This is a genomic window from Micromonospora sp. B11E3, assembly GCF_039871625.1.
Lineage (GTDB): Bacteria > Actinomycetota > Actinomycetes > Mycobacteriales > Micromonosporaceae > Micromonospora.
The window spans coordinates 103266-125883 of sequence record NZ_JBDPMC010000004.1 but is presented as its reverse complement, the minus strand read 5'-3'; the positions used below and the strand labels follow the sequence as shown (position 1 = coordinate 125883).

17 protein-coding genes are annotated in these 22618 nt (G+C 74.6%); 7 read left to right on the top strand and 10 right to left on the bottom strand.

What is annotated here, in order from left to right; genetic code table 11:
- Positions 1–53: 53 nt before the first annotated feature.
- The 4 genes from ABGB16_RS03745 to ABGB16_RS03730 form a co-directional block, all read right to left on the bottom strand.
- A complete protein-coding gene (locus tag ABGB16_RS03745; protein WP_347666540.1) occupies positions 54–3365 on the bottom strand; it encodes a hypothetical protein in 3312 nt (1103 codons plus the stop codon).
- A 70-nt stretch (positions 3366–3435) separates the two neighbouring features.
- The gene (locus tag ABGB16_RS03740) at positions 3436–3744 is read right to left on the bottom strand and encodes a cupin (protein WP_347666539.1); all 309 of its coding nucleotides are present in this window, start codon (positions 3742–3744) and stop codon (positions 3436–3438) included.
- Positions 3741–4691 (bottom strand): LLM class F420-dependent oxidoreductase, encoded by a 951-nt coding sequence (locus ABGB16_RS03735; protein ID WP_347666538.1) that lies wholly within the window; start codon positions 4689–4691, stop codon positions 3741–3743. The genes ABGB16_RS03740 and ABGB16_RS03735 overlap by 4 nt, the downstream gene beginning before the upstream one ends.
- A gap of 2 nt (positions 4692–4693) precedes the next feature.
- Positions 4694–5581, bottom strand: coding sequence for an ABC transporter ATP-binding protein (locus ABGB16_RS03730; RefSeq protein ID WP_347666537.1), 888 nt, complete (start codon positions 5579–5581; stop codon positions 4694–4696).
- Positions 5582–5851: 270 nt separating this feature from the next.
- On the opposite strand from ABGB16_RS03730, the gene ABGB16_RS03725 reads away from it, so the two are divergent.
- Both ABGB16_RS03725 and ABGB16_RS03720 read left to right on the top strand, forming a co-directional pair.
- Complete coding sequence (locus tag ABGB16_RS03725) at positions 5852–6880, top strand: ABC transporter substrate-binding protein (protein WP_347666536.1); 1029 nt, start codon at positions 5852–5854, stop codon at positions 6878–6880.
- Between the two features lie 99 nt (positions 6881–6979).
- Positions 6980–7840, top strand: coding sequence for an ABC transporter permease (locus ABGB16_RS03720; protein ID WP_347666535.1), 861 nt, complete (start codon positions 6980–6982; stop codon positions 7838–7840).
- Positions 7841–7905: 65 nt separating this feature from the next.
- Here ABGB16_RS03720 and ABGB16_RS03715 read toward each other — a convergent pair whose 3' ends face one another.
- Positions 7906–9087 (bottom strand): ABC transporter substrate-binding protein, encoded by a 1182-nt coding sequence (locus ABGB16_RS03715; RefSeq protein ID WP_347666534.1) that lies wholly within the window; start codon positions 9085–9087, stop codon positions 7906–7908.
- Between the two features lie 447 nt (positions 9088–9534).
- Between ABGB16_RS03715 and ABGB16_RS03710 the strand changes: the two genes are divergently transcribed.
- The 4 genes from ABGB16_RS03710 to ABGB16_RS03695 all read left to right on the top strand — a co-directional run bounded on the left by ABGB16_RS03710 (position 9535) and on the right by ABGB16_RS03695 (position 14007).
- Positions 9535–12570, top strand: coding sequence for a nitrate- and nitrite sensing domain-containing protein (locus ABGB16_RS03710; RefSeq protein WP_347666533.1), 3036 nt, complete (start codon positions 9535–9537; stop codon positions 12568–12570).
- Complete coding sequence (locus ABGB16_RS03705) at positions 12567–12974, top strand: roadblock/LC7 domain-containing protein (RefSeq protein ID WP_043965587.1); 408 nt, start codon at positions 12567–12569, stop codon at positions 12972–12974. Before ABGB16_RS03710 ends, ABGB16_RS03705 begins: the two co-directional genes overlap by 4 nt.
- A gap of 66 nt (positions 12975–13040) precedes the next feature.
- Positions 13041–13406, top strand: a complete 366-nt coding sequence (locus tag ABGB16_RS03700) for a DUF742 domain-containing protein (RefSeq protein WP_347666532.1) — start codon at positions 13041–13043, stop codon at positions 13404–13406.
- Positions 13387–14007: an ATP/GTP-binding protein gene (locus tag ABGB16_RS03695; RefSeq protein WP_347666531.1), complete on the top strand. Its 621-nt coding sequence runs from the start codon at positions 13387–13389 to the stop codon at positions 14005–14007. The genes ABGB16_RS03700 and ABGB16_RS03695 overlap by 20 nt, the downstream gene beginning before the upstream one ends.
- Before the next feature lie 65 nt (positions 14008–14072).
- On the opposite strand, the gene ABGB16_RS03690 is transcribed toward ABGB16_RS03695, so the two are convergent.
- The 5 genes from ABGB16_RS03690 to ABGB16_RS03670 form a co-directional block, all read right to left on the bottom strand.
- Positions 14073–15161, bottom strand: a complete 1089-nt coding sequence (locus ABGB16_RS03690; protein WP_347666530.1) for a uroporphyrinogen-III synthase — start codon at positions 15159–15161, stop codon at positions 14073–14075.
- Entirely contained in the window at positions 15161–15505 is a 345-nt protein-coding gene (nirD, locus tag ABGB16_RS03685) for a nitrite reductase small subunit NirD (protein WP_347666529.1), read from the bottom strand. Before nirD ends, ABGB16_RS03690 begins: the two co-directional genes overlap by 1 nt.
- Positions 15502–18039, bottom strand: a complete 2538-nt coding sequence (nirB, locus tag ABGB16_RS03680) for a nitrite reductase large subunit NirB (RefSeq protein WP_347666528.1) — start codon at positions 18037–18039, stop codon at positions 15502–15504. Before nirB ends, nirD begins: the two co-directional genes overlap by 4 nt.
- A gap of 76 nt (positions 18040–18115) precedes the next feature.
- Entirely contained in the window at positions 18116–19600 is a 1485-nt protein-coding gene (locus tag ABGB16_RS03675) for an FAD-dependent oxidoreductase (RefSeq protein ID WP_347666527.1), read from the bottom strand.
- Positions 19597–21717, bottom strand: coding sequence for a molybdopterin oxidoreductase family protein (locus ABGB16_RS03670; protein ID WP_347666526.1), 2121 nt, complete (start codon positions 21715–21717; stop codon positions 19597–19599). The genes ABGB16_RS03675 and ABGB16_RS03670 overlap by 4 nt, the downstream gene beginning before the upstream one ends.
- A gap of 146 nt (positions 21718–21863) precedes the next feature.
- Between ABGB16_RS03670 and ABGB16_RS03665 the strand changes: the two genes are divergently transcribed.
- A complete protein-coding gene (locus tag ABGB16_RS03665) occupies positions 21864–22559 on the top strand; it encodes a class I SAM-dependent methyltransferase (RefSeq protein WP_347666525.1) in 696 nt (231 codons plus the stop codon).
- Positions 22560–22618: the final 59 nt, after the last annotated feature.

The following is a 22618-nucleotide window of genomic DNA, read 5'->3' as shown; positions in this document are numbered from 1 at the left end:
AAACGGCCCCCGGAGGGGCCACTTCGTACCAAGGTCTTTCTGTCGAAGGGGCGTCAGTCGCGGTGGTGGCGGCCGGGGGAGCGGCGCTTCCGTGACCCGCCGTCCGGGCCCCCGTCCTGGTCGACGTTGGAACGGCCGAGGCCCGCGACCCAGTCGACGTACTCCGCGTCCTGGGCGGGCAGCGGCTCCAGCTCGTGGCCCCGGTTGTCGTGGTCCGTGCCGGCGTCGTCGCCCCCGCGGGCCCGGTTGCGCCGGAACAGGCCACGACGGATCCGGGACAGGCCACCGCCCGACTCCTCCGCCGTGCCGCCGGGAACGCCGGCGACCGGGCCGCCGCCGGCCGAGCCGGTGCCGGGGTCCCGATGGTCACCGGACGGCCCGCCGGTGAATCCGGTGGTCCAGGTCGGTTCGTGGCCGACCGATGGCGGCACGGGACCGCGGGCGGCCGGGACCGTCCAGTCCACCGGCTGGGGGCCGGCCTGTCGAGCGGCGCTCGCGAGGGCGTCCCAGTTCGAGGCGCGGTCCAGCTCGGGTTGGGGGGCTCGGTGTCGGGGGAGCGGAGCCGGGTCGTAGAACTCCGGCTCCGTTCGACCGGTGGGCGCGTACGGCGGGACCGGCTCGGCGGCGGACCAGGTCGGCTGGGGTACGGCGGGCAGCGCCATGTCGTCCGCGGAGGGCGCCTCGAAGTACGGCGGGCCGGGCCTACCCACCGGCGGGGGCGCGGTCGGTTCGGGCGCCTCGGGGTGGCGGGGAGCGGGCGGTGGGAGGGTGCCGTGCGGCGTGCCCGGGCCGGCTGCGCCGACGGCCGGATCTGCGGCTGCCGCCGCCCCGGCCCCAGTCACCCCGGCTCCAGGCGCCTCCGCCTCAGCCAGTCCGTCTTCCTTGCGCTCGGCTCCGTTCGCGTGAGCCCGACCGGCGTTCGCGTGACCCGTGTCTGCGTGACCCGTGTCTGCGTGACCCGTGCCTGCGTGACCCGTGCCTGCGTGACCCGTGCCTGCGTGACCCGTGCCTGCGTGACCCGCGTTCGCGTGACCCGGGCTCGCCTCCGGGCCAAGGATTCGGGTGTCCGCGCCAGCCGGGCCGGCGGCCGGGCCGGGGACTGAGGCGCCCGCGTCAGCCGGGCCGGGGACGTGGGCCTCCGGGCCGACCGGGGAAGCACCGACGTCGGCCGGATACGGGTCGGGGGCGGCTGGGTACGGGTCGGGGGCGACCGGGCTGACGCCCGCCCCGGCGGGGGACGAGGCCGCGTCCGCCGTGCCCTTGTCCGCCCGGCCGCGGGCGCCGCCGCGGCTGCTCGTGCCGTCCGCCGGGCTGGCCGGGCCGGCGCCGGCCGTCCCGGGGGCGGCCGGGGAGGTGACCGCCCCGGAGGCGTCCGCCCCGGAGGCGGCCGGGCGGGAGGCGTCCGCCCCGGGGGTGACCAGGTGGGAGGCGTCCGCCCCGGAGGCGGCCGGGCGGGAGGCGTCCGCCCCGGGGGTGACCAGGTGGGAGGCGTCCGCCCCGGAGGCGTCCGCCCCGGAGGCGGCCGGGCGGGAGGCGTCCGCCCCGGGGGTGACCAGGTGGGAGGCATCCGCCTCGGGGGTGGCCGGGCCGGAGACGGCCGCACCGGAGGTCGCAGGGGCGGAGGTGGCCGAGGCCGAGGCCTTCGGCTTCCGGGCGCGCCTCGCGCGCGGGGCGGGCGCGACAGGAGTAACACTCTCCACCGGCGCGGCCGGGGCCGCTTCGTCCCGCGTGGCCGGAGCCACTTCCAGCTGTGCGACCGGGGTCGCTTCGTTCCGCGTGGCCGGGGCCACTTCCAGCTGTGCGACCGGGGTCGATTCGTTCCGCGTGGCCGGGGCCGGCTCGTTCCGCGTGGCCGGGGCCGGCTCGTTCCGCGGGACGGGAGCCGACTCGGTGCGCTGGACCGGAGTTGCCCGCTCCTGCAAAGCAGGCGCTGTCCGCTCCTGCAAAGCAGGCGCTACCTGCTCCCGCGGAACGGGTGCCGTTTCCTCCCGCGGGAGCGGTGCCCTCTGGCCCTCCTCGCCGGGAATGGTCGCCTCCTGCCGCGCGACCGGGGCGGCCAGTTCCTCCTGCGGGGCCGATGCGGCGTCTGCGGTGGCCGGCCAGTCCCGGTGGGCTGGAGCGGTTTCGGGTGTGGTGCCCGTCGCCGCGACGGTCGGCCGGTCGGCACCGGAGTGGCCGGGTTGACCGGCGGGAGAGGCGTCGGCGGCCGGGACCGGTTCGGCCGCGGGGTGCGGCGGCGGGTCACCGGCGGTCGCGGCGACCCGGCGCGCGCTCCGGCCTTCGGTGCCGCCGGCGTCGACCGGGTCACCGCTGCCGACCAGGTCAGCGCCGGCGGCCGGGTCGACGGTGGCGGCCAGGTCGACGGTGGCGGCACCCGCGCCCGCGCCCTCCCCGGCACCCGCGCCCGCGCCCTCCCCGGCACCCGCGCCGTCCCCGATGGGCGGGACCGGGCCGGTGGGCAGGGGCCGGAGGATGTCGGTGGGCTCGATGGCCGCCGGGTCGGCGCTTTCGGCGGCGATGAGCGGCCAGCGGACCAGCGTGGCGGCGGTCGAGCCGAGCGCGCCGGCGAAGACGGCGATCAGGGCGCCGTAGTAGGGCGCGAGCTGGTACCGGTCGGCGGTGTCGCCAGGCCCGGCGGCCAGGTAGGCGAACGCGATCATCACCGGGCCGGCCGCGCCGGAAGCGCCGCCGATGATCGGCGGGTGGTTGCGCCAGCGGGCCAGCGCGCCCGAGGCCGCGCCGGCCAGCAGGGTCAGCAGAGGCAGGACGAGCATCGACAGTCGCTGCGCCGTGTCGGCGCTCAGCCACCTCGGCTCCGGCACGCCGAGCCGTACGGTGTGCAGCGGGCCGGTGTCGAGCAGAGCCGGCAGGGACGAGACGAGGGCGATCGCCCAGATCCCGCAGGCAACCGTCGCGGCGTTCCAGCCCAGCGGCGGGCGGAGCAGCACGGCGAGGGCGGCCCCGGCACCGAGCACCGCGCCGAGGATCGCGCAGATGGCGACCGCCCAGACCGGGTCCACGTTGTTCAGCTCGGCGGCCCGCGCCGGCTGCATGCACAGCGGCGCGACGACGGTCGCGCCCAGCGCCGACGCGCCGGCGGTCCCGAGTCGCCCGGCCGTGGTGCCCATGACGCCGCGGGCGCGGGCGAGGCGCTCGGTGACGATGGCGCCGACCACGGCGGCGCTTGCGGCGAACCAGCCGACCCAGACCAGTTGGGCCGGCCAGCGATTGACGGTGGCGTCGGTGAACGCGCCGGTGAGCTGGACGATGCCGAACCCGTACGCGACGCCGAGCTGGCCGGCTCCGGCCAGCACGCTCACCCCGAGCGCCGTGAGCAGCCATCTGCCCCACGTGCGATAGGCCATGTCGGGCACGTTACGGCCCGGTACGCCCGATCGCCACCTTGACGCGGCGCGGCGGCGTGGCTGCTTACCGCTACTTCAGCTCGACCAACCGCGCCAGGTACGTCGTGTCGCCCACGTTGGTGAGCATGTGGACCGCGCCCGGGTCCCGGTAGACCACCCCGCCGGTCGGCTCGTCCGCGTCGATCGTCTTCCCGTCGATGGTCTGCACGATGTTCTTCGCGCCCTGCACGGCGATGACCAGGTACGGGTGGTCGTGGCGGTGCAGCGGCTGCCGCTCGCCCGGCTCCAGCCGGATGTGCCACACCCGCACCCGGTCGTTCTCGTAGACGATCTCCTGGCCCACCGGGCCCAGCTCGATCCCGTCGACGACGTCGGTCATCGGTCCGCTCCCAGCTGCGGCAGCACCTCGGCCGCGACGAGTTCCAGATGGTCGAGGTCGGCGAGGTCGATCAGCCGCAGGTGCACGCGGGTCGCCCCGACCGCGGCGAACTCGCCGATCCGGTCGACCAGTTGGGCGGGCGAGCCGACCACCGGGTCCTCCGGCGGCAGGGCGCTCTTGACGTGCAGCGGCGCCGCCCGCCGCTGCGCCTCGGCGTCGGTCCGCCCGATGGCCACCACGATCCCGGCGGAGAGCACGAGTGGCGGGCGCCCCGACTCCGTACGGCCGTGGCGCTCGCACGCCTCGGCCACCCGCTCGTACGCCGCCGCCGTCTCGGCGACGCTCTTGAACGGCATGTTGAACTCGTCGGCGTACCGGGCGGCCAGCTCGGGGGTGCGCTTGGGGCCGCGCCCGCCGACGATGACGGGCGGGCCCGGTTGCTGCACCGGCTTGGGCAGGGCGGGCGCGTCGGCGAGCCGGTAGTGGTCGCCGGTGAAGCTGTAGGTCTCGCCGACCGGGGTCCGCCACAGCCCGGTGATCACCTCGAGCTGCTCCGCCAGCCGGTCGAAGCGCTCCCCGACGACGGGGAACGGGATGCCGTACGAGGTGTGCTCCCGCTCGTACCAGCCGGCGCCGATGCCCAGCTCGATCCGGCCGCCGCTCATCTGGTCGACCTGGGCGGCCATCACCGCGAGCGGCCCGGGCAGCCGGAACGTGGCCGAGGTGACCAGGGTGCCGAGCCGGATCCGGGTGGTCTCCCGGGCGAGGGCGGCCAGCGTCAGCCAGGCGTCGGTGGGGCCGGGCAGCCCGGGCTCGTCGCCCATCGCCTGGTAGTGGTCGGCCCGGAGGAAGCCCTCGAAGCCGGCCGCCTCGACGGCGCGGGCGAAGCGCAGCTGGTCGGTGTAGCTGGCGCCGCGGTGCGGCTCGGTGAAGACGGACACCCGCACGGTCAGCGTCCCCCGCGGCCGGGCGAGGCCGACGCCTCCTCGCGGACGGCGGGGTCGGCCGGGACCGCGACGGCGTCGGCGGGCGGGTCGGCCGGCGTCGCGTCGGCCGGGGCCGCGACGGCGTCGTCGGCCGGGGCGTCGCGTTCCATCAGCAACTCGTGCAGCTCGGCGCTGACGCGGGCCACGTCGGCCAGGTGGGCGTTGCGCCCGAGGGTGCGGGGCCGGGGGATGTCCACCTCGACCACCGACCGGATCCGGCCGGGGCGGGGGCTGAGCACGACCACCCGGTCGGCCAGCAGCACCGCCTCGTCGATCGAGTGGGTGACGAAGACGACCGTGGCCCCGCTGGTCATGTGCACCCGCTGGAGCTCGCCGGAGAGCTCCTCCCGGGTGAGCGCGTCGAGGGCGGAGAACGGCTCGTCCATCAGCATCACCCGGGGGTCGCCGATCAGCGACCGGCACAGGGAGACCCGCTGTTGCATGCCACCGGAGAGCTCGTGCGGCAGCCGCTTCTCGAACCCGGCCAGCCCGGCCAGTTCGAGCAGCTCCCGGGCCCGGTCCCGGTGCTTGGCCCGTTTCCAGCCGAAGATCTCCACGGGCAGCAGGACATTGTCCAGCACCGAGCGCCAGGGCAGCAGGGCGGGCCGCTGGAACAGCATGGCGATGTCCCGGCGGGGACGGGTGATCGGCGTACCGGCGACGGTGATCTGCCCTGCGGTCGCCGGGATCAGCCCGGCGATCATCCGCAGCAGGGTCGACTTGCCGCAGCCCGAGCGGCCGAGCACGGCGAGGAACTCGCCCTCGGCGACTTCGAGGTCGATGCCCCGCAGGGCCTCGACACGGCCGGCGCGGCCGTCGAAGGTACGGGACACCCCGGACAGTCGGATCATCGCCGGTGGCCTCCCTGAGTAGATGGTCAGGATCGGAACCCAGGAAGGGTAGCTGGACGAAGCCCTGTCAGCACAGCCCCGGGCGGATGTGACTTCGTTTCCGTTCCGCAACCGACACGCGTGGCTACATCGGCTGGTCCTTCTCGTACGCTGTGCCCGCTAAGAGTCCCACCCGACGGCGGCGCCGGCCCCCCCTCTGTCGACGCCGTCGCTCTCGACGACCCGTTCAGGCGGCCTGTCGCCCCTGGTCGGAAAGGACATGGTGCACTGATGAAAAGGCTGACCCGTACGGTCGCCGCCGCCGCCCTGGCTGCCGCCCTCACCCTGGTTTCCGCGTGCAGCAGCGGCTCGGACTCGTCCGACGCCAAGGGCGGTGGAGGTACGGCCCTGGAAAAGGTGACCTACCTAACCTCGTTCGGCAACTTCGGCCGTGACTCCTATGCCTGGGTGGCCAAGGACAAGGGCTTCTTCAAGGAGGCCGGCTTCGACGTGGACATCAAGCCCGGCCAGGGCACCGGCGCAGTGATCCAGACCGTCGTCGGCGGCCAGGCCAACTTCGGCGTCATCGACCTCACCGGTGGCCTGCTCCAGGTCGGCAACGGCCAGGCCAAGGACTTCGTCGCCGTCGCCGCGATCCAACAGCGCACCATGGCGGCCATCGTGAGTGTCGAGGGCAAGGGCATCGCCTCCCCGAAGGACCTGGAGGGCAAGAAGCTCGCCGACACCCCCGGCTCCGTGGTCCGCAACCTCTTCCCGACGTACGCCCGGCTGGCCGGTGTGGACGCGGCCAAGGTGACCTGGGTCAACGGCGAGGCGCAGACCCTGATGGGCACGTTGGCCTCCGGCCAGGTCGACGGCATCGGCCAGTTCGTCGTCGGTCAGCCCACGGTGGCGGCGGTGACCAAGAAGACGCCGGTCGTCCTGCCGTACAGCAACGTGATGCAGGACCTCTACGGCAACGCGCTGATCACCTCGTCGAAGACGGCCAAGGACAAGCCGGAGATGGTCAAGAAGTTCACCGCCGCGCTGCTCAAGGGCCTGGCGTACGCCCTGGCCAACCCCCAGGAGGCGGCGGACATCCTGAAGAAGAACGTCGACGCCACCGTACCCGCGGCGGCCGCCGCCGAGCTGCAGCTGATGGCCGGGTACGTCCGGTCGAGCAACTCCGGCACCGCGATCGGCACGCTGGACAGCGGCCGGGTCGCCAAGGCCATCGCCATCCTGCAGGGTGCGGGCTCGCTCAAGCAGAACATCACCCCCGACCAGGTCATCGACTTCAACCTCGCGCCGAAGGCCTGACCTGTTCGACCGTGCAGGAAGGGGGTACGCCCCGCCGGCCTCCGGCGGGGCGTACCCCCCGTTCCGTCCCGGCCCCCGCCGGACACAGAGGAGGAGAAGATGACCGACCTGCGGTCACCGGAGCCCGCGGTGGCGTCCCAGCCCGCCGGTCCCGCCCGCGCGTCCGCCGGGCGGCCCGGCCTCGGCGCCCGGCTGGGGGCCGGCGTGAACGGGGCGCTGCTGCCCGCGACCGGCCTGCTGGTCGCGTTCGCGGTGTGGTGGCTCACCGCCCGGCTGGAACTGGTCCACACCACCACCCTGCCCACCCCCGGCTCGGTGCTGACGGCGTTCACCGACAAGCCGGACAAGATGCTCGGGCACACCGGCGACACCCTGCGGGAGATCCTGCTCGGCTTCGCGCTGTCGTCCGTGGCCGGGATCCTGCTCGGACTCTCGCTCGCCGCCTCGCGGACGGTGGAGCGGATGTTCACCCCGCTGCTCGTCGCGGTCAACGCGGTACCGAAGATCACCCTCGGGCCGCTGCTGGTGGTGGCGCTCGGCTGGGGTCAGAAGCCGATCCTGACCATGGTCTTCCTGCTCTGCTTCTTCCCGATCGTGCTGTCCACCGCGACCGGGCTGACCACCACCCCGGCGGACCTCGCGGAGCTGGCCCGCTCGCTGAACGCGTCCTGGTGGCAGGCGTTCCGCAAGGTGCGGCTCCCCGCCGCGCTGCCGCAGATCTTCGTCGGCCTGAAGGTCGCCATGCCGCTGGCCGCGATCGGCGCGGTGATCGGCGAGTTCCAGGCCGGCGAGAGCGGCCTCGGGTACGTGGTCACGCAGTACGCGGGCATCGGCGACACCGCGACCGCCTGGGCCGCCATCATGCTGGTGGCGCTGGTGAGCATCCTGCTCTACTCGGCGCTGGTCCTCGCGGAGCGGCTGGCCCTGCCGTGGGTGCGGGAGACGACCTCCACCCGCTGAGATCCCGGAAACGGAGAGAGCGCCCGGCCGGATCCGGCGCGGGCACTCTCTCCGTCGGCGTGGGATCAGCCGGCGAGGCGCCACCGGCCGCCCCGGGCGACCAGGGTGGTCAGGGCCTGGGGCATCAGGCCCGAGTGGTTGTCCGGGGTCATCCGGATCGGGCCGGACAGGCCGTCCATCTGGGACGTCTCGAGCACGTCGCGCAGGCCGTCCCGGTTCACCTTGCCGGCGGGGCCGCCGGCCCGCAGTTCGGCGTCGGCGATGAGCTGCACCGCGTCCGCGGCGAACGACGAGAAGCCGTGGTAGCCGCCGAACCGGGCGGTGTAGTCCTGGAACCACTGCCGGCGGGCCGCCTTGGCCGGGGTGGTGGCGATGACGTCGTCGATCACCATGGTCTGGGTGAAGATCAGCGTCGCCTTGTCGGTCGACCGGGACGAGGCGCCGAGGAACAGGTCGCCGGCGGCCGCGGCGTCGAAGAAGAGCGAGCCCTTGAAGCCCGCCGACTGGGCGGCGGTCGCCGCCAGCATCGCCTGCTCCGGCGGCGTCCAGACGACCAGCGCCTGCGGCTTGCCCGCGGTCAGCGTGCCGACCGGCTCGTTGACGTCGGTGACGGTGGTCCGGACCTTCTCGCTGCCGACCAGCCGGATGTTGGCCTTCTCGAACTCGCTGCCCAGCGCGGTGAGCCCCTCCTGGCCGTAGCTGTCGTCGGCGTGCAGCACGGCGGCCTTGCGGATGCCGCGGCGGCGCATCTCGGTGGTGAGGGCGGCGGCGCTGTCGGCCGCGTTCGGGGCGAGCTTGAAGACGTACCGGCGCTCCGCGACCGGGTTGGCGATCGCGCTCGCCGCGGCGAGCGCGATGGTGGGGATCTTCTTGTCGTTGATCGTCTTTACGGCGCCGATCGCACATTCGTTACAGCCGCCCATGATGATCGCGCTCACCCGCGAATCGCTGCTGAAGTCGTCGATGTTGCGCAGCGACTCGCTCGCGTCCGAGCGGTTGTCCTTCACCTTGAGCTCGATCGTCCGGCCGCCGAGGGCGCCGGAGGAGTTCAGCTGCTCGACCTTGAGTTCCAGCGCGCGCTGGTAGGCCTTCCCGACCGGAGCCGCGGGGCCGGACAGTTCCAGGTCGGCGGCGATCACGATGGGGCTCGTGTCCTGCTCCGCCGCGCCGAGCTGGCAGCCGGTGAGCGTGGTGGCCACGAGGGCCGATGCGAGCGCCGTGATGGTCACGGAGCGGATGGGGCTCAACTCAGTCCTCCAGGTGCGGCGCGGGTGATGCCCGGTCACCGCCGCTTGATCCGTCCTCAGTGGAGAAACGGGATTGGTTGCCGTACGGTGTGCGCGAAGCCTGCAAAACCTTGCCAATGCTGGGGCCTGTGGTCAAGCGCGGATGCCCCGCGGCTCTTTCGGGACGAGCGTCCCACATGTTGGGGTGCCTCGACGTTTGCAAAAGCTTACTTTGCATTATCGGACGACCACTCCAGAGTTATATCCCCTGCTCAGAGGCTTGCGGAAATGAAGGTATAAGGTGACCGGATCGCGGGATGAGTGGAGCTCGACCGTTCCCTGCCTCACTGCGACTTCCCAAACACGATCTTCTCTGGTGAAATCGCGGCCGTGCCGCGCGCGGCGCTGTCCGCTACGCCGGGCACGGGTCGGCGGTTCAGGCGTGGAAAGAACGACGGAGGCGATGTCGTGAGCACCGGACCCACCACCCTGCCCGAGAGCGGCAAGCCCGAGCGTCGGAGCAGGGGTCGCCGGCTGCCGCGGCTGCGGGACGCCCGCATCCGTTCCAAGCTGGCGCTGATCCTGGTCGTCCCGGTCGCGGCCGTCATCGCGCTGGCCACCATCCGCCTGATCTCGACCGGCCAGGGCGCCGTCGAGGCGACCCAGCTCCGCTCGCTCACCGCGCTGTCGGCCGACATCTCCGCGCTCACCCAGGATCTGCACAAGGAGCGGATGGCGGCGGCCAACTACCTGGCCCGGCCGGGGGAGAAGGCCGACGCGTTCAACCTGCGGGTGCGCAGCACGGACACCCGGATCGAGGCGTACAACGCCGAGCGCGGGGCGATCGGCGACGTCCCGGACGCGGTACGCGACCGGCTGAAGGCCATCGACGACCACCTGAGGACCCTGAACAGCACCCGGCAGGAGGTGCTGGACCGGCGGCAGATGCCGGTGGCCGAGGCGGCGCTGCGCTACGGCGTCATCCTGACCGACCTGGTCTCCTACGGCGACGCCCTGGCCCAGCTGCCCGGCCAGGAGGGCCTGGCGGACAAGCGGCGGGCGGTGGCGGCGTTCGCCCACGCGAAGGCGGCGGTCGCCGAGGAGGAGTCGGTCGCCTTCACCGCGCTCTCGGCCGGCCGCATCGACGAGGAGCAGTTCTCCTCGTTCGTCGCCACCCTGACCAGCCAGCAGGAGGCCCTGGTCTCCTTCTCGCTGGTGGCCGACCCGACCCAGCGGGCGCTGGTCGACGGCACGGTCTCCGGCGACGCGGTGGTGCTCGCCGACCGGATGGCCGCCGACATCACCCGGTCCGTCGGCCAGGCCCCGCTGGTCACCGCCGCCGACACGTCGTCCGCGATCGGCTCGGTCAACGACCTGATGCGCTGGGCCGAGATCCGCCTCCAGGACCGGCTGCTCGCCGAGACCGAGGACGCCCGCGCGGCGGTCATCCGGCAGGCCGTCATCGAGTCGCTGCTGGTGCTGCTCACCCTGGTCATCGCCGTCACGCTGGCCGTGGTGCTGGCCCGCTCGCTCAACCACTCGCTGCGCCGCCTGCGCGAGGGCGCCCTGCAGGTGGCCGACCGCGACCTGCCGGACGCGGTCGCCCGGCTGCAGAACATCAGCAGCGTCGGCGACGGCGGCGTGGAGGAGATCGTCCGGGAGGTCCGGGACCCGATCAAGCTCACCAACCGGGACGAGGTGGGCCAGGTCGCCTCGGCCTTCAACGTCGTCCACCGCGAGGCGGTCCGGATCGCGGCGGAGCAGGCCGCCCTGCGGACCAGCGTCTCGGCGATGTTCCTCAACCTGGCCCGGCGCAGTCAGACCCTGGTCGACCGGATGATCGGCGAGCTGGACGCGATCGAGCGCGGCGAGGAGGACCCGAAGAGGCTCGCCAAGCTCTTCGAGCTGGACCACCTGGCCACCCGGATGCGCCGCAACGACGAGAACCTGCTCGTCCTCGCCGGCGCCGACTCCGGCGTGCCGCGGCGCGAGGACGCGCTGCTCATCGACGTGCTGCGGGCGTCCCAGTCCGAGGTCGAGCAGTACAACCGGATCGAGTTCGGCACCGTCGACACCGACATCTCCGTCGCCGCGCACGCGGTCAACGACGTCGTCCGGCTGGTCGCCGAGCTGCTCGACAACGCCACCCGCTTCTCCCCGCCGAACACGATCGTCGTCGCCGACGGCCGGCGGATCCGGGACTACGTGCTGATCCAGGTCGAGGACCGGGGCCTCGGCCTGACCGACGAGCAGCTCGACTCGCTCAACCGCCGGCTGTCCGCGCCGTCGACCGTGGACGTGGCCGCGTTCCGGCTGATGGGCCTGGCCGTGGTGAGCCGCCTCGCCTCCCGTCACGGCATCCGGGTGGAGCTGCGGCGCAACGTGGAGGGTGGCACCGTCGCCCAGGTGACGCTGCCCAACTCGGCCGTGGTGCTGCCGTCGCTGCGCGGACGTGAGCAGGCCCTGACCGCGCCGCCGCGCCAGCCGGCCCCGATCGAGCAGGCGCCGCTGACCCCGCTGGGGCTCGGCGAGCCGCTGGGCGCCGGCCGTACGTCGGCGGCGACGCTGGCCGACCAGTGGCGGACGTCCGCGCCGACGCCGGCCCGCTGGCAGAGCCAGGCGGACACCCGGGACAGCGCCCCGCCGGTGCAGTTCGGCGGCCTGGGCTCGGCGTCTCCGGCGCTCCCGCCCGTCGCGCCGTCGCCGGCCCCGACCCAGCCGACGTTCTCCGGCGGCCTGTCGGCGGGCGGCCCGACCACGGCGTACCCGACGATCGACCCGCTGCCGAAGCGGGTGCCGGGCGGGGATCCGGTCAAGCCGGTCGCACCGGCTGCCCCGGCCGCGCCGGTGCTGCCGGCCGGCCCGGTCGCGGGCGCGGTGCCGAGCGCTCCGGCCGTGCCGGTGGCCCCGCCGGCCCCGCCGGCCCCGCCGGCCGAGGCGCCGATCTTCCGCGAGATGGAGGCGGTCTGGTTCCGGTCGCACGGCAACGACACGACCGCGATCTTCCAGCGGCCCAGCTTCGACGAGGAGCCGCCGCCGGCCGCGCCGCGCGTCGCGGAGGCACCCCGGCCCACGCTGGCCACCCGGGTCCCGGGCGCCACCTCCATGGCCACCGCCCCCACGCCCCTCGCCCCCATGGCCCCTGCCCCCACGGCGGCCCCTGCCCCCACCGTCGCCTCCCCGACGCCGCCGCCCGCGTACGCCCCGCCCGCCGCCCCGGCGATCGACCCGGACGCCTGGCGGACCGCGGCCGACGAGGGCTGGTCCCGCGCCAGCCGGGCGGCCGAGCCGGACGTCGGCGGGACCACCCGTTCCGGCCTGCCGAAGCGGGTGCCGCAGGCGCAGCTCGTCCCCGGTGGGATCGAGACCAAGAGCAGCCAGCGCACCCGGCGCAGCCCGGACGAAGTACGCGGCCTGCTGTCGGCCTACCACCGCGGCGTGCAGCGGGGCCGCTCGGCCGGCGGGGACCTCAACAGCACCTCGACCAAGGAGACGAACCGATGAACAGGCCGGCGGCCATGCAGGACATGGGTTGGCTGCTCACCAACTTCGCCGACAGCGTGGCCGGCATCGCGCACGTGGTGGCGGTGTCCGCGGACGGGCTGCTGCTCGCCTCGTCGCGGGACCTGCCCCCGGACCGGGCCGACCAGCTCGCCGCCATCACGTCCGGCGTGGTGAGCCTGACCGAGGGTGCGGCCCGGATGTTCAGCGCGGGCGGTGTGCTCCAGACGGTAATCGAGATGGACAGCGGGTACCTGTTCCTCATGTCGATCAGTGATGGCTCGTCGATGGCCGTGCTCGCCGCGCGCAGCTGTGACGTCGGCCAGGTCGGCTACGAGATGGCGCTGCTGGTCGAGCGGGTGGGCGCCGCGCTGGTGCCGCTGCCCCGCGACGCGGTGCGCGCGTAGCGCGGCCGCAGGCACGAGTACGAACGGCGTCGAGGGACGGCGCCGACCGGGAGGAGGTGATCGCGGATGGACCAACGGCGAGAGGACCCGCGGGGTGCGCTGGTACGTCCGTATGCGGTCACCCGCGGCCGGACCGAGCCGCGGCAGGACATCGCGCTGGAGGCGGTGCTGACCGCCAGCCCGACCGCGGTCGCCGAGTCCCGGTTCGCGGGCCACGACAAGCACCGCATCGCCACGATCTGCGAGGGCCGGCCCCAGTCGCTCGCGGAGATCGCCGCGTACGCCCGAATGCCGCTCGGCGTCGCCCGGGTGCTGGTCGCCGACATGGTGGCCGAGAACCTGCTGACGCTACACGCTGCCGCTCCCCCCGACGGATACGAGGAGCGGATGGAAATCCTTGGAAGGGTGCTAAGTGGACTTCGCAGGCTATGACCCCGCCGGGGCGCGCCGCAACCGCGGGATCACCTCCGCGAAGATCGTGATTGCGGGCGGCTTCGGTGTGGGCAAGACCACTCTGGTCGGCGCGGTCTCGGAGATCACTCCGCTGACCACCGAGGCGGTGATGACCGCGGCCGGCGTCGGTATCGACGATCCGTCGAAGGTGCCGGGGAAGCAGACCACCACCGTCGCCATGGACTTCGGCCGTATCACCATGGCCGAGGACCTCATCCTGTATCTCTTCGGCACTCCCGGGCAGACCCGGTTCTGGTTCATGTGGGACGAGATCATCAAGGGTGCGGTGGGCGCGGCGGTGCTGGTCGACACCCGCCGGATCACCGACGCGTTCGCGCCGCTGGACTACTTCGAGAACCGCGGCCTGCCGTACGTGGTGGCGCTGAACCGGTTCGACAACGCCCCGCAGTACGAGCTGGACGAGGTGCGCGAGGCCCTGGCCATCTCGCCCCAGGTGCCGCTCATCCACACCGACGCCCGGCACCGCGAGGCGGTGAAGCAGGTGCTGGTCACGGTCGTCGAGCACGCGATGCTGCGGCTGCAGGCCGAGCACGGCCGGGGCTACCCGGCCCGGGTCTGAGGCCACGCTCCACCCCGGGCCGGCGCTGAGCCGCGCTCAAGCCGACCCGGCGGCGGTGGCCGCGCTCAGTCCACCCGCAGGCGATAGCCGCGCTTGACGACCGTCTGCACCACCCGGGGCGCGCGCAGCCCGGCCCGCAGCCGGGCCACCGCCATCTCCACCGCGTGCTCGTCGGCGCCGCGTGGCAGCGTGCGCAGCAGCACGGTGCGGGACAGCACCCGCCCCGGGGACGCGGCCAGCGCCCGCAGCACCGCCATCGGGGCGGGGGCGAGCGGACACAGCTCGCCGTCGACCACCGCCGCGTGCCCGCGCAGGGTCAGCAGATGCCCGGCGGCCCGGATGGTGACGGCGCGCTGGGGCAGCTCGTCCACGATGGTCCGGACCAGCGCCCCGAGCCGCGCCCGGCTCGGCGCGCTGACCGGCACGCCGCGGCGGATCAGGGGTTCTGCGGTCACCGGGCCGACGCAGCCGGCCAGCACGTCGCCGCGTAGCGCCTCCAGCACCGTCTCGGTCCGGTCCCCGGCGGCGCGCAGCAGCGCCTCGGCGGCCGCGGCGGAGGTGAACGTGACCGCGTCCACCAGCCGTCCGGCGACGAGGTCGATCAGCCGGTGCAGCGGAGCCGGGTCGGCCGGCGGGGCCCACCGGTAGACGGGGATCTCGATCACCGTGGCCCCGGCCGCCTCCAGCGCCTCGGTGCACTCCGGCTGCCGTTCACCGTGCAGTTGGAGCGCGACGACCTGGCCCGCCACCCCACGCCGCAGCAGGTGGTCCACGACCTCGTCGCAGCTCTCCGAGGCCGGGGACCAGTGCTCGCGCAGCCCGGCCGCCCGGATCGCGCCGGTCGCCTTCGGGCCGCGGGCGACCACGTACGACCGGGAGAGCACGTCGCGCAGGGGCTCGCCCAGGGCCCACCCCTCGGCGGCCTCCAGCCAGCCGCGCATCCCGATGCCGGTGTTCGCCATCAGCACGTCCGGCGGACGGTCGAGGCACGCCCGGGTGGCGTCGCGCAGGTCGGTGTCGTCGGCCAGCGGGGCGATCCGCAGGGCCGGCGCGAGCACCACCCGGGCGCCGCGCCGCTGCAGCAGCGTGGCCAACTCGTCGCGCCGCCGGTCGGCGGTGACCCCGATGGTGAAGCCGGCCAGTTCCTCCCGCATCACTCCTCCCGCAGCCGCACCTCGACCAGCCCGTCCCGGCAGCGCACCTCGTGCCGCCGCAGCGCCACGTCCGGGCGGTCCAGGCACCGCCCGGTCCGCAGGTCGTAGACCTGCTTGTGCAGCGGGGAGGCGAGCGTGGGCACGCCGCCGCGGCTGCCCACGATCCCGCGGGACATCACGTACGCGCCGCCGACCGGGTCGAGGTTGTCGACGGCGTACAGTTCGCCGCCGGTCCGGACGAGCGCGACCTGCACGCCGTCGACCAGCGCGGCCACCCCCCGGTCCGGGTCCAGCAGGTCGAGCGGGCAGACCACTGCCCAGTCCAACATGGTCGGCGCGGTCATCGGCGAACCTCCGGGAGTCCCAGGGTGACGGGCTGGCGGTGGCGGTCGGCGGCGGCCGTCGGCGGTGCCCCGCGTGCGGGCACCGGCTGGCCGCGTTCGACGGCGAACGTGATGGACGAGTCGGGTACGTCGGGGGCGTTGACGAAGGAGGTGAAGCGGCGCAGCCGCTCCGGGTCCTCCAGGACGTCCCGCCACTCGTCGGAGTACGACGCGACGTGCCGGGCCATCGCCGCGTCGAGTTCGGCGCAGAGCCCGAGCGAGTCGTCCACGATCACCGAGCGCAGGTGGTCGAGGCCGCCGTCCATCGCCTCGATCCAGGCGGCGGTGCGCTGCAACCGGTCGGCGGTGCGGATGTAGTACATCAGGAACCGGTCGATCAGCCGGACCAGCTCCTCGGTGCTCAGGTCGGTGGCGAACAGGTCGGCGTGCCGGGGGCGGAAGCCGCCGTTGCCACCGACGTAGAGGTTCCAGCCGATCTCGGTGGCGATGATGCCGAAGTCCTTGCTGCGTGCCTCGGCGCACTCGCGGGCGCAGCCGGAGACCGCCGACTTGAGCTTGTGCGGGGCGCGCAGCCCCCGGTAGCGCAGCTCCAGGGCGACGGCCAGCCCGACGGAGTCCTGCACCCCGTACCGGCACCAGGTCTCACCGACGCAGGACTTCACGGTGCGCAGCGCCTTGCCGTACGCGTGGCCGGACTCGAAGCCGGCGTCGACCAGCCGGCGCCAGATCTGCGGGAGCTGCTCGACCCGGGCCCCGAACAGGTCGATCCGCTGCCCGCCGGTGATCTTGGTGTAGAGCCGGAAGTCCCGGGCCACCTCACCGATCACGATGAGTTTCTCCGGGGTGATCTCCCCGCCCGGGATCCGGGGCACCACCGAGTAGCTGCCGTCGCGTTGCAGGTTGGCCAGGAAGTGGTCGTTAGTGTCCTGGAGGGATGCCTGCTCGCCGTCGAGCACGTGCCCGGTGCCGAGCGAGGCGAGGATCGAGGCCACCACGGGCTTGCAGATGTCGCAGCCGCGCCCCCGCCCGTGCTCGGCGATGAGCTGGGAGAAGGTGCGGATGCCGCGGACCCGGACGATGTCGAACAGTTCCTGCCGGCTGGCGTCGAAGTGCTCGCAGAGCGCGGTGGACTGCTTCACCCCGGCCGCGTCCAGCAGCTGCTTGAGCATCGGCACGCAGGAGCCGCAGCTCGTGCCCGCCCGGGTGCAGGCCTTGAGCGCCGGCACGTCGGCCGCGCCGTCCGCGATCGCCGCGTCGATCTGCTCGCGGGTCACCGCGTTGCACGAGCACACCTGCGCCGCGGCCGGCAGCGCGCCGACCCCGGCGGTCGCGCCGCCGGCCGGCGCCAGCAGCGCCAGCGGGGGACCGGGCAGCGGCCCGCCGACACAGGCCCGCAGCGTCGGGTACGCGCTCGCGTCGCCGACCAGCACGCCGCCCAGCAGCGTCTGCGCGTCGTCGGAGAGGACCAGCTTCGCGTACGTGCGGGTGGCCGGGTCGGTGAAGGTGACGTCGAGACAGCCCGGGGTGACGCCGTGCGCGTCGCCGAACGAGGCCACGTCCACGCCGAGCAGCTTCAGCTTGGTGGCGGTGTCCGCGCCGGGGAAGGTCGCCGCCCCGCCCAGCAGCCGGTCGGCGACCACCTCGGCGGTCGCGTAGCCGGGGGCGACGAGGCCGTGGCAGATGCCGTCCACCGCGGCGCACTCGCCGACCGCCCAGATCCGCTCGTCGGCCGTCCGGCAGGTGTCGTCGACCAGCACGCCGCCGCGCGGCCCGAGCGGCAGCCCGGCCGCCCGGGCCAGCTCGTCCCGGGGCCGGATGCCGGCGGCCACCACGACCAGCTCCGCGTCGACCGTACGGCCGTCGGAGAGCTCCAGAGCGGCGACCGCGCCGTCCGGGCCGGGGCGCAGGGCGGTGGTGGCCACCCCGAGGTACGAGGTGACGCCCAACTCCTCGACGTAGCGGCGGAGCATCGCCCCGCCGGCCTCGTCGACCTGCACCGGCATCAGCCGGGGCGCGAACTCCACCACGCTGGTGGACAGGTCGAGCAGGCGCAGCGCGTTCGCCGCCTCCAGGCCGAGCAGGCCGCCGCCGATCACCGCGCCGGTCCGCCGGCCCCGGGCGTGCTCCCGGATAGCCTCCAGATCGTCCAGCGTCCGGTAGACGAAGACTCCCGGCAGGGCGGTGCCGTCGACGGGCGGCACGAAGGCGTACGACCCGGTGGCCAGCACCAGGGCGTCGTACGGGTGCTCGCCGGCCGCCGTGGTCACCACCCGCCGGGCCCGGTCGATCCCGGTGGCCGGCTCGCCCAGGCGCAGCTCCACCCCGTCGTCGGGGGTGTGCAGGTTCAGCTCCTCGGCGCTGGCCCCGTCGAAGAAGGCCGAGAGCCGCACCCGGTCGTACGCCGGCCGCCGCTCCTCCGCGAGCACCGTCACCCGCCAGCGCCGCTCGTGGTCCCGGGCCCGCAACGCCTCGACGAAGCGCTGCCCGACCATGCCGTTGCCGACAACCACCACCCTGCTGATTTGCTCGCTCATGACAGCACTCCGCTTCGCTGCGTGCCGTCATGAGGCACAGCCGCACCGAGCCTGCTGATTCGCTCGCTTCGCTCGCTCATCGGGTCACCTCCATGCCGTTCCTCGTTCCAGCCGTCGCCGGTTCCGCCCCGGCGAGCCACTCGGCGATGCCGGCCACCGCGTCCCGGCAGCCGCCGCAGCCGGTCCCGGCCCGGGTCGCCGCCGACAGCTCCTGCGTGGTCCGGGCGCCGGAGCGCCAGCAGGCCACCAGCGCGCCCTTGCTGACGTCGTTGCACTGGCACACCGTGGCCGCGTCCGGCATCAGCGCCGGGGACGCGGCCGGGGTGGCCGGGGCGGCGCCGAACGCCCGCCCGAGCAGCAGCGACCGGCGGTCCGCCGGCACCGGGCCACCCCGGTCGAAGAGCTGCACCACCGTGCCGACGGCGGGGTTGTCGCCGAGCAGGATCGCCCCGGTCAACCGGTCGTCGCGGATCCGCAGCCGGGCGTACGTGCCGCGGGCCGGGTCCGCGAAGGTCAGCTCCTCGACCGCTCCGCCGTGGTCGCCGCCGTCGTCCGGCGCGGTGTCGGCGGCGTCGCCCATCGCGGCCAGGTCGATGCCGGCCGCCTTGAGCCGGGTCACCACCGGCCGGGGCCGGTACCGGGCCTGCGGCTCGTCCCCGGCCAGCACCTGGGCCACCACCCGCGCCTGCGCCCAGGCTGGGGCGACCAGCCCGGTCAGCGCGCCGGCGTGCTGGGCGCAGTCGCCGATCGCCGAGACGTGCGGGTCGCTGGTCCGCATCCGGTCGTCCACCACCACACCCCGGTCCACAGTCAGCCCGGCCGCGGCGGCCAGGGCGGTGTCGGGGCGTACGCCGCAGGAGAGGACCAGCAGGTCGGCGTCGAGCGAGCGGCCGTCGGCGAGGTCGAGGCGGACCCCGTGGGAGTCGGCGGCCACCCCGATCGCCGGGACGGCCAGCGCGGTCCGTACGCCGAGCCCGGCGAGGGTGCCGGCGAGCATCGTCCCGGCGGTCGCGTCGAGCTGCCGTTCCATCAGCCAGCCGGTCGGGTGCACCACCGTCACGTCCAGCCCCCGGGCGGCGAGCCCGCGGGCCGCCTCCAGGCCGAGCAGCCCGCCGCCGAGCACCAGGACGCGGCGTGCGTCCCGGGCGGCGGCGAGGATCCGCCGGCAGTCGTCCAGGGTGCGGAACGGGATGACCCGGTCGGGCAGCGGGTCGAGCCCGGGTAGCGGCGGCACCACGGCGCGGCTGCCGGTGGCGAGGACCAGGTGGTCGTAGCCGTGCCGGTCGCCGTCGGCCGTGTGCACCTCCCGGGCGGCCCGGTCGATCGCGGTGACCGCCACCCCGGTCCGGACGTCCACGCCCTGCCCGGTGACGTGGGTCAGCTCCACGTCCGGCTCGTCGATCTTCCCGGCGAGCAGGGTGGAGAGCATGATGCGGTTGTAGGCCCGGTGCGGCTCCGCGCCGAGCACGGTGACCTTCCGGTCCCCGTCCCGCGCGTGCAGCTCGGCGGCGAGCCGCGCGCCCGCCATCCCGTACCCGATCACGATGACTCGCGTGCTCATGCTCTCTCCACTCGGACCGCGCAGATCTTGAACTCCGGCATGCCGGAGATCGGATCGACGGCGTCGTTGGTGACCGAGTTGGCTCGGGCCGCGCCCGGCCAGTGGAACGGGGCGAAGACGGTGTCCGGCCGGATCGCCGGGCTGACCCGGGCCGGCGCCCGCAACTCGCCCCGGCGGGAGACCACCCGCACCTCGTCGCCCTCGGTCACGCCGAGCCGGTCGGCCAGGTCCGGGTGCAGCTCGACGAAGCCGTTGGGGGCGGCCCGGCGCAGCGCGTCGACCCGGCGGGTCTGCGCGCCGGACTGGTACTGGGCGAGCACCCGGCCGGTGGTGAAGTGCAGCGGGTACTCGGCGGACACCTCCTCCGCGGCGGGCCGGTGCGTCACCGCGTGGAACCGGGCGCGCCCGTCGGGGGTGGGGAAGGAGCCGGCGAAGAGCCGGGGCGTGTCGGGCCCGTCCGGGTCGGGACAGGGCCAGAAGACGCCGTCGTCCCGCTCGACCCGATCCCAGGTCACCCCGGCGTAGTCCGCCGGTCCGCCGGCTGAGGCCCGGCGCAGCTCCTCGAACACCGCATGCGGGTCGGTCGGGAAGCCCTCGCCCCCGGCGGCCCCTTCTTCCAGGCGGGCGGCCAGGGCGGCGAGCACGGCCAGGTCGGTACGGACCCCGGCGGGCGGCTCCCGTAGCGCCCGTCGGCGCAGCACCCGACCCTCCAGGTTGGTCATCGTGCCGTCCTCCTCGGCCCACTGCGCGACGGGCAGCACCACGTCGGCCAGCTCGGCGGTCTCGGAGCGCAGGAAGTCGGCCACCACCAGCAGGTCCAGGTCGCGCAGCCGGGACTCGATCCGGGCCGCCCGGGGCGCGGACACCACCGGGTTGGAGCCGAAGACCAGCAGCGCCCGGGGGCCGGTCGCGGTGCCGAGGGAGTCCAGCAGGGCGTACGCCGGCACGCCCGGCCCGGGCAGGTCCTCGGCGGGTACGCCCCAGACCCGCGCCACGTGCTCCCGGGCCGCCGGATCGTCGATCCGCCGGTAGCCGGGGAGCTGGTCGGCCTTCTGCCCGTGTTCCCGCCCGCCCTGGCCGTTGCCCTGCCCGGTGAGGCAGCCGTACCCGGAGCCGGGGCGGCCGGGCAGGCCCAGGGCGAGCGCCAGGTTGATGAACGCGGCGACGGTGTCCACGCCCTTGGCGTGCTGTTCCGCGCCCCGGGCGGTGAGGACGATCGCGCGGTCCACGGTGGCCAGCGCCCGGGCGGTCGCCTCCAGGTCGGCCACCGGCACCCCGGAGAGGCGTTCCACCTCGGCCGGCCAGTATCCGGCAACGGTCCGCCGGACCTCGTCGAAGCCGCTGGTCCGCTCGGCCACGTACGCCCGGTCGACCCAGCCCTCGGAGAGCGCGATGTGCAGCAGCGCGTTGGCCACCGCCAGGTCGGTGCCGGGGAGTGGTTGCAGGTGCAGGTCGGCCTGGCGGGCGGTGGCGGTGAGCCGGGGGTCGACCACGATCAGCCGGCCGCCTCGGGCACGCTGGTCGGCGAGGTGGCGCAGCAGCGGCGGCATGGTCTCGGCCGGGTTCGCGCCGACCAGCAGCAGGGTCTCCGCCCGGCCGAGGTCGGCGAGGGGGAAGGGCAGCCCCCGGTCGACGCCGAAGGCGCGCAGCCCGGCCGCCGCGGCCGAGGACATGCACCAGCGGCCGTTGTAGTCGATGTGCCGGGTACGCAGCGCCACCCGGGCGAACTTGCCGAGCGCGTACGCCTTCTCGTTGGTCAGCCCGCCGCCGCCGAAGACCGCGACCGCGTCCCGCCCGTGCCGGTCCTGGACGGCGCGGATCCCGGCGGCCACCCGGTCGAGGGCCTCGTCCCAGCTCGCCGGGCGCAGTTCGCCGCCGCGGCGGTCCCGCAACAGCGGGGTGGTGAGCCGGTCCGGGTGGTCGAGCAGCTCGGCGGCGGTCCAGCCCTTCTGGCAGAGGCCGCCCCGGTTGGTGGGGAACTGCCGGGGAAGCACCTCGACCCGCCGCCCGTTCTCGCGCAGCACCATGGCGCACTGGAGGGCGCAGTACGGGCAGTGCGTGGCCGCCTCCCGGGGCGGTGTCCCCGGTCGTGTCGTCGCGCGCGCACCCTGTGTCATGCCAGAAGAGCGTGCCGCCGGGCGGTTTCCGGTCCGGGTCCCTTTTGTTTCGGTCCTGTCAAGAGCGCCTCACACCGCACGGGAGTGACGGGCCGGACCGTGCGGTTTAGAATATGGGACAAAAATCCTAGATAATGGGAGACGGGATGAGTGTGGCGGAGGCGTTCGACGCCGTCGCGGGCAGCTACGACGAGGCTCGGCGCCGGCTGGTGCCCTGCTTCGACGCGTTCTACGGCACGGCCGTCCAGGTGGCCGCGCCGCCGCTGCGGGCGGCGCTCGCGTCGGGGCGTACCCCCGAGGTGCTGGACCTGGGCGCCGGCACCGGCCTGTTCTCCCTGCTGCTCGCCGCGGCGGTCCCGGGCATCCGGCTGACCCTGGTCGACGGCGCGGCGGGCATGCTCGCGGTGGCCGCCGGGCACCTGGCCGCCCGGGACGTGCCGCACCGGACGGTGCTCGCCGATCTGACCGATCCGCTGCCCGCGGGCCGGTACGACGCGGTGGTCTCCGCCCTGGCCATCCACCACCTCGCCGACGACGGCAAGCGGGCGCTCTACCGGCGGGCGGCCGAGGCGCTGGCGCCGGGCGGGGTGTTCGTCAACGCCGAGCAGGTCGCCGGCCCGACCCCGGCGCTGGACAGGCGCTACGACGAGGTCTGGACGGCCCGGATCACCGAGTTGGGCTCGGACGCCGAGGAGATCGCCGCGGCCCGGGAGCGGATGCGCCACGACCGCCCGGCGCCGGTGGCCGACCAGTGCCGCTGGCTGACCGAGGCCGGCCTGGCGGACGTGGACTGCTTCTTCAAGGAGTGGCGCTTCGCCGTCTTCGGTGGCCGCCGCCCCTGACGGCCCCGGCGGGTCGGGTTGTCCCGTTCGCCGACGGGTGCGAGCGGGGATGACTGGCG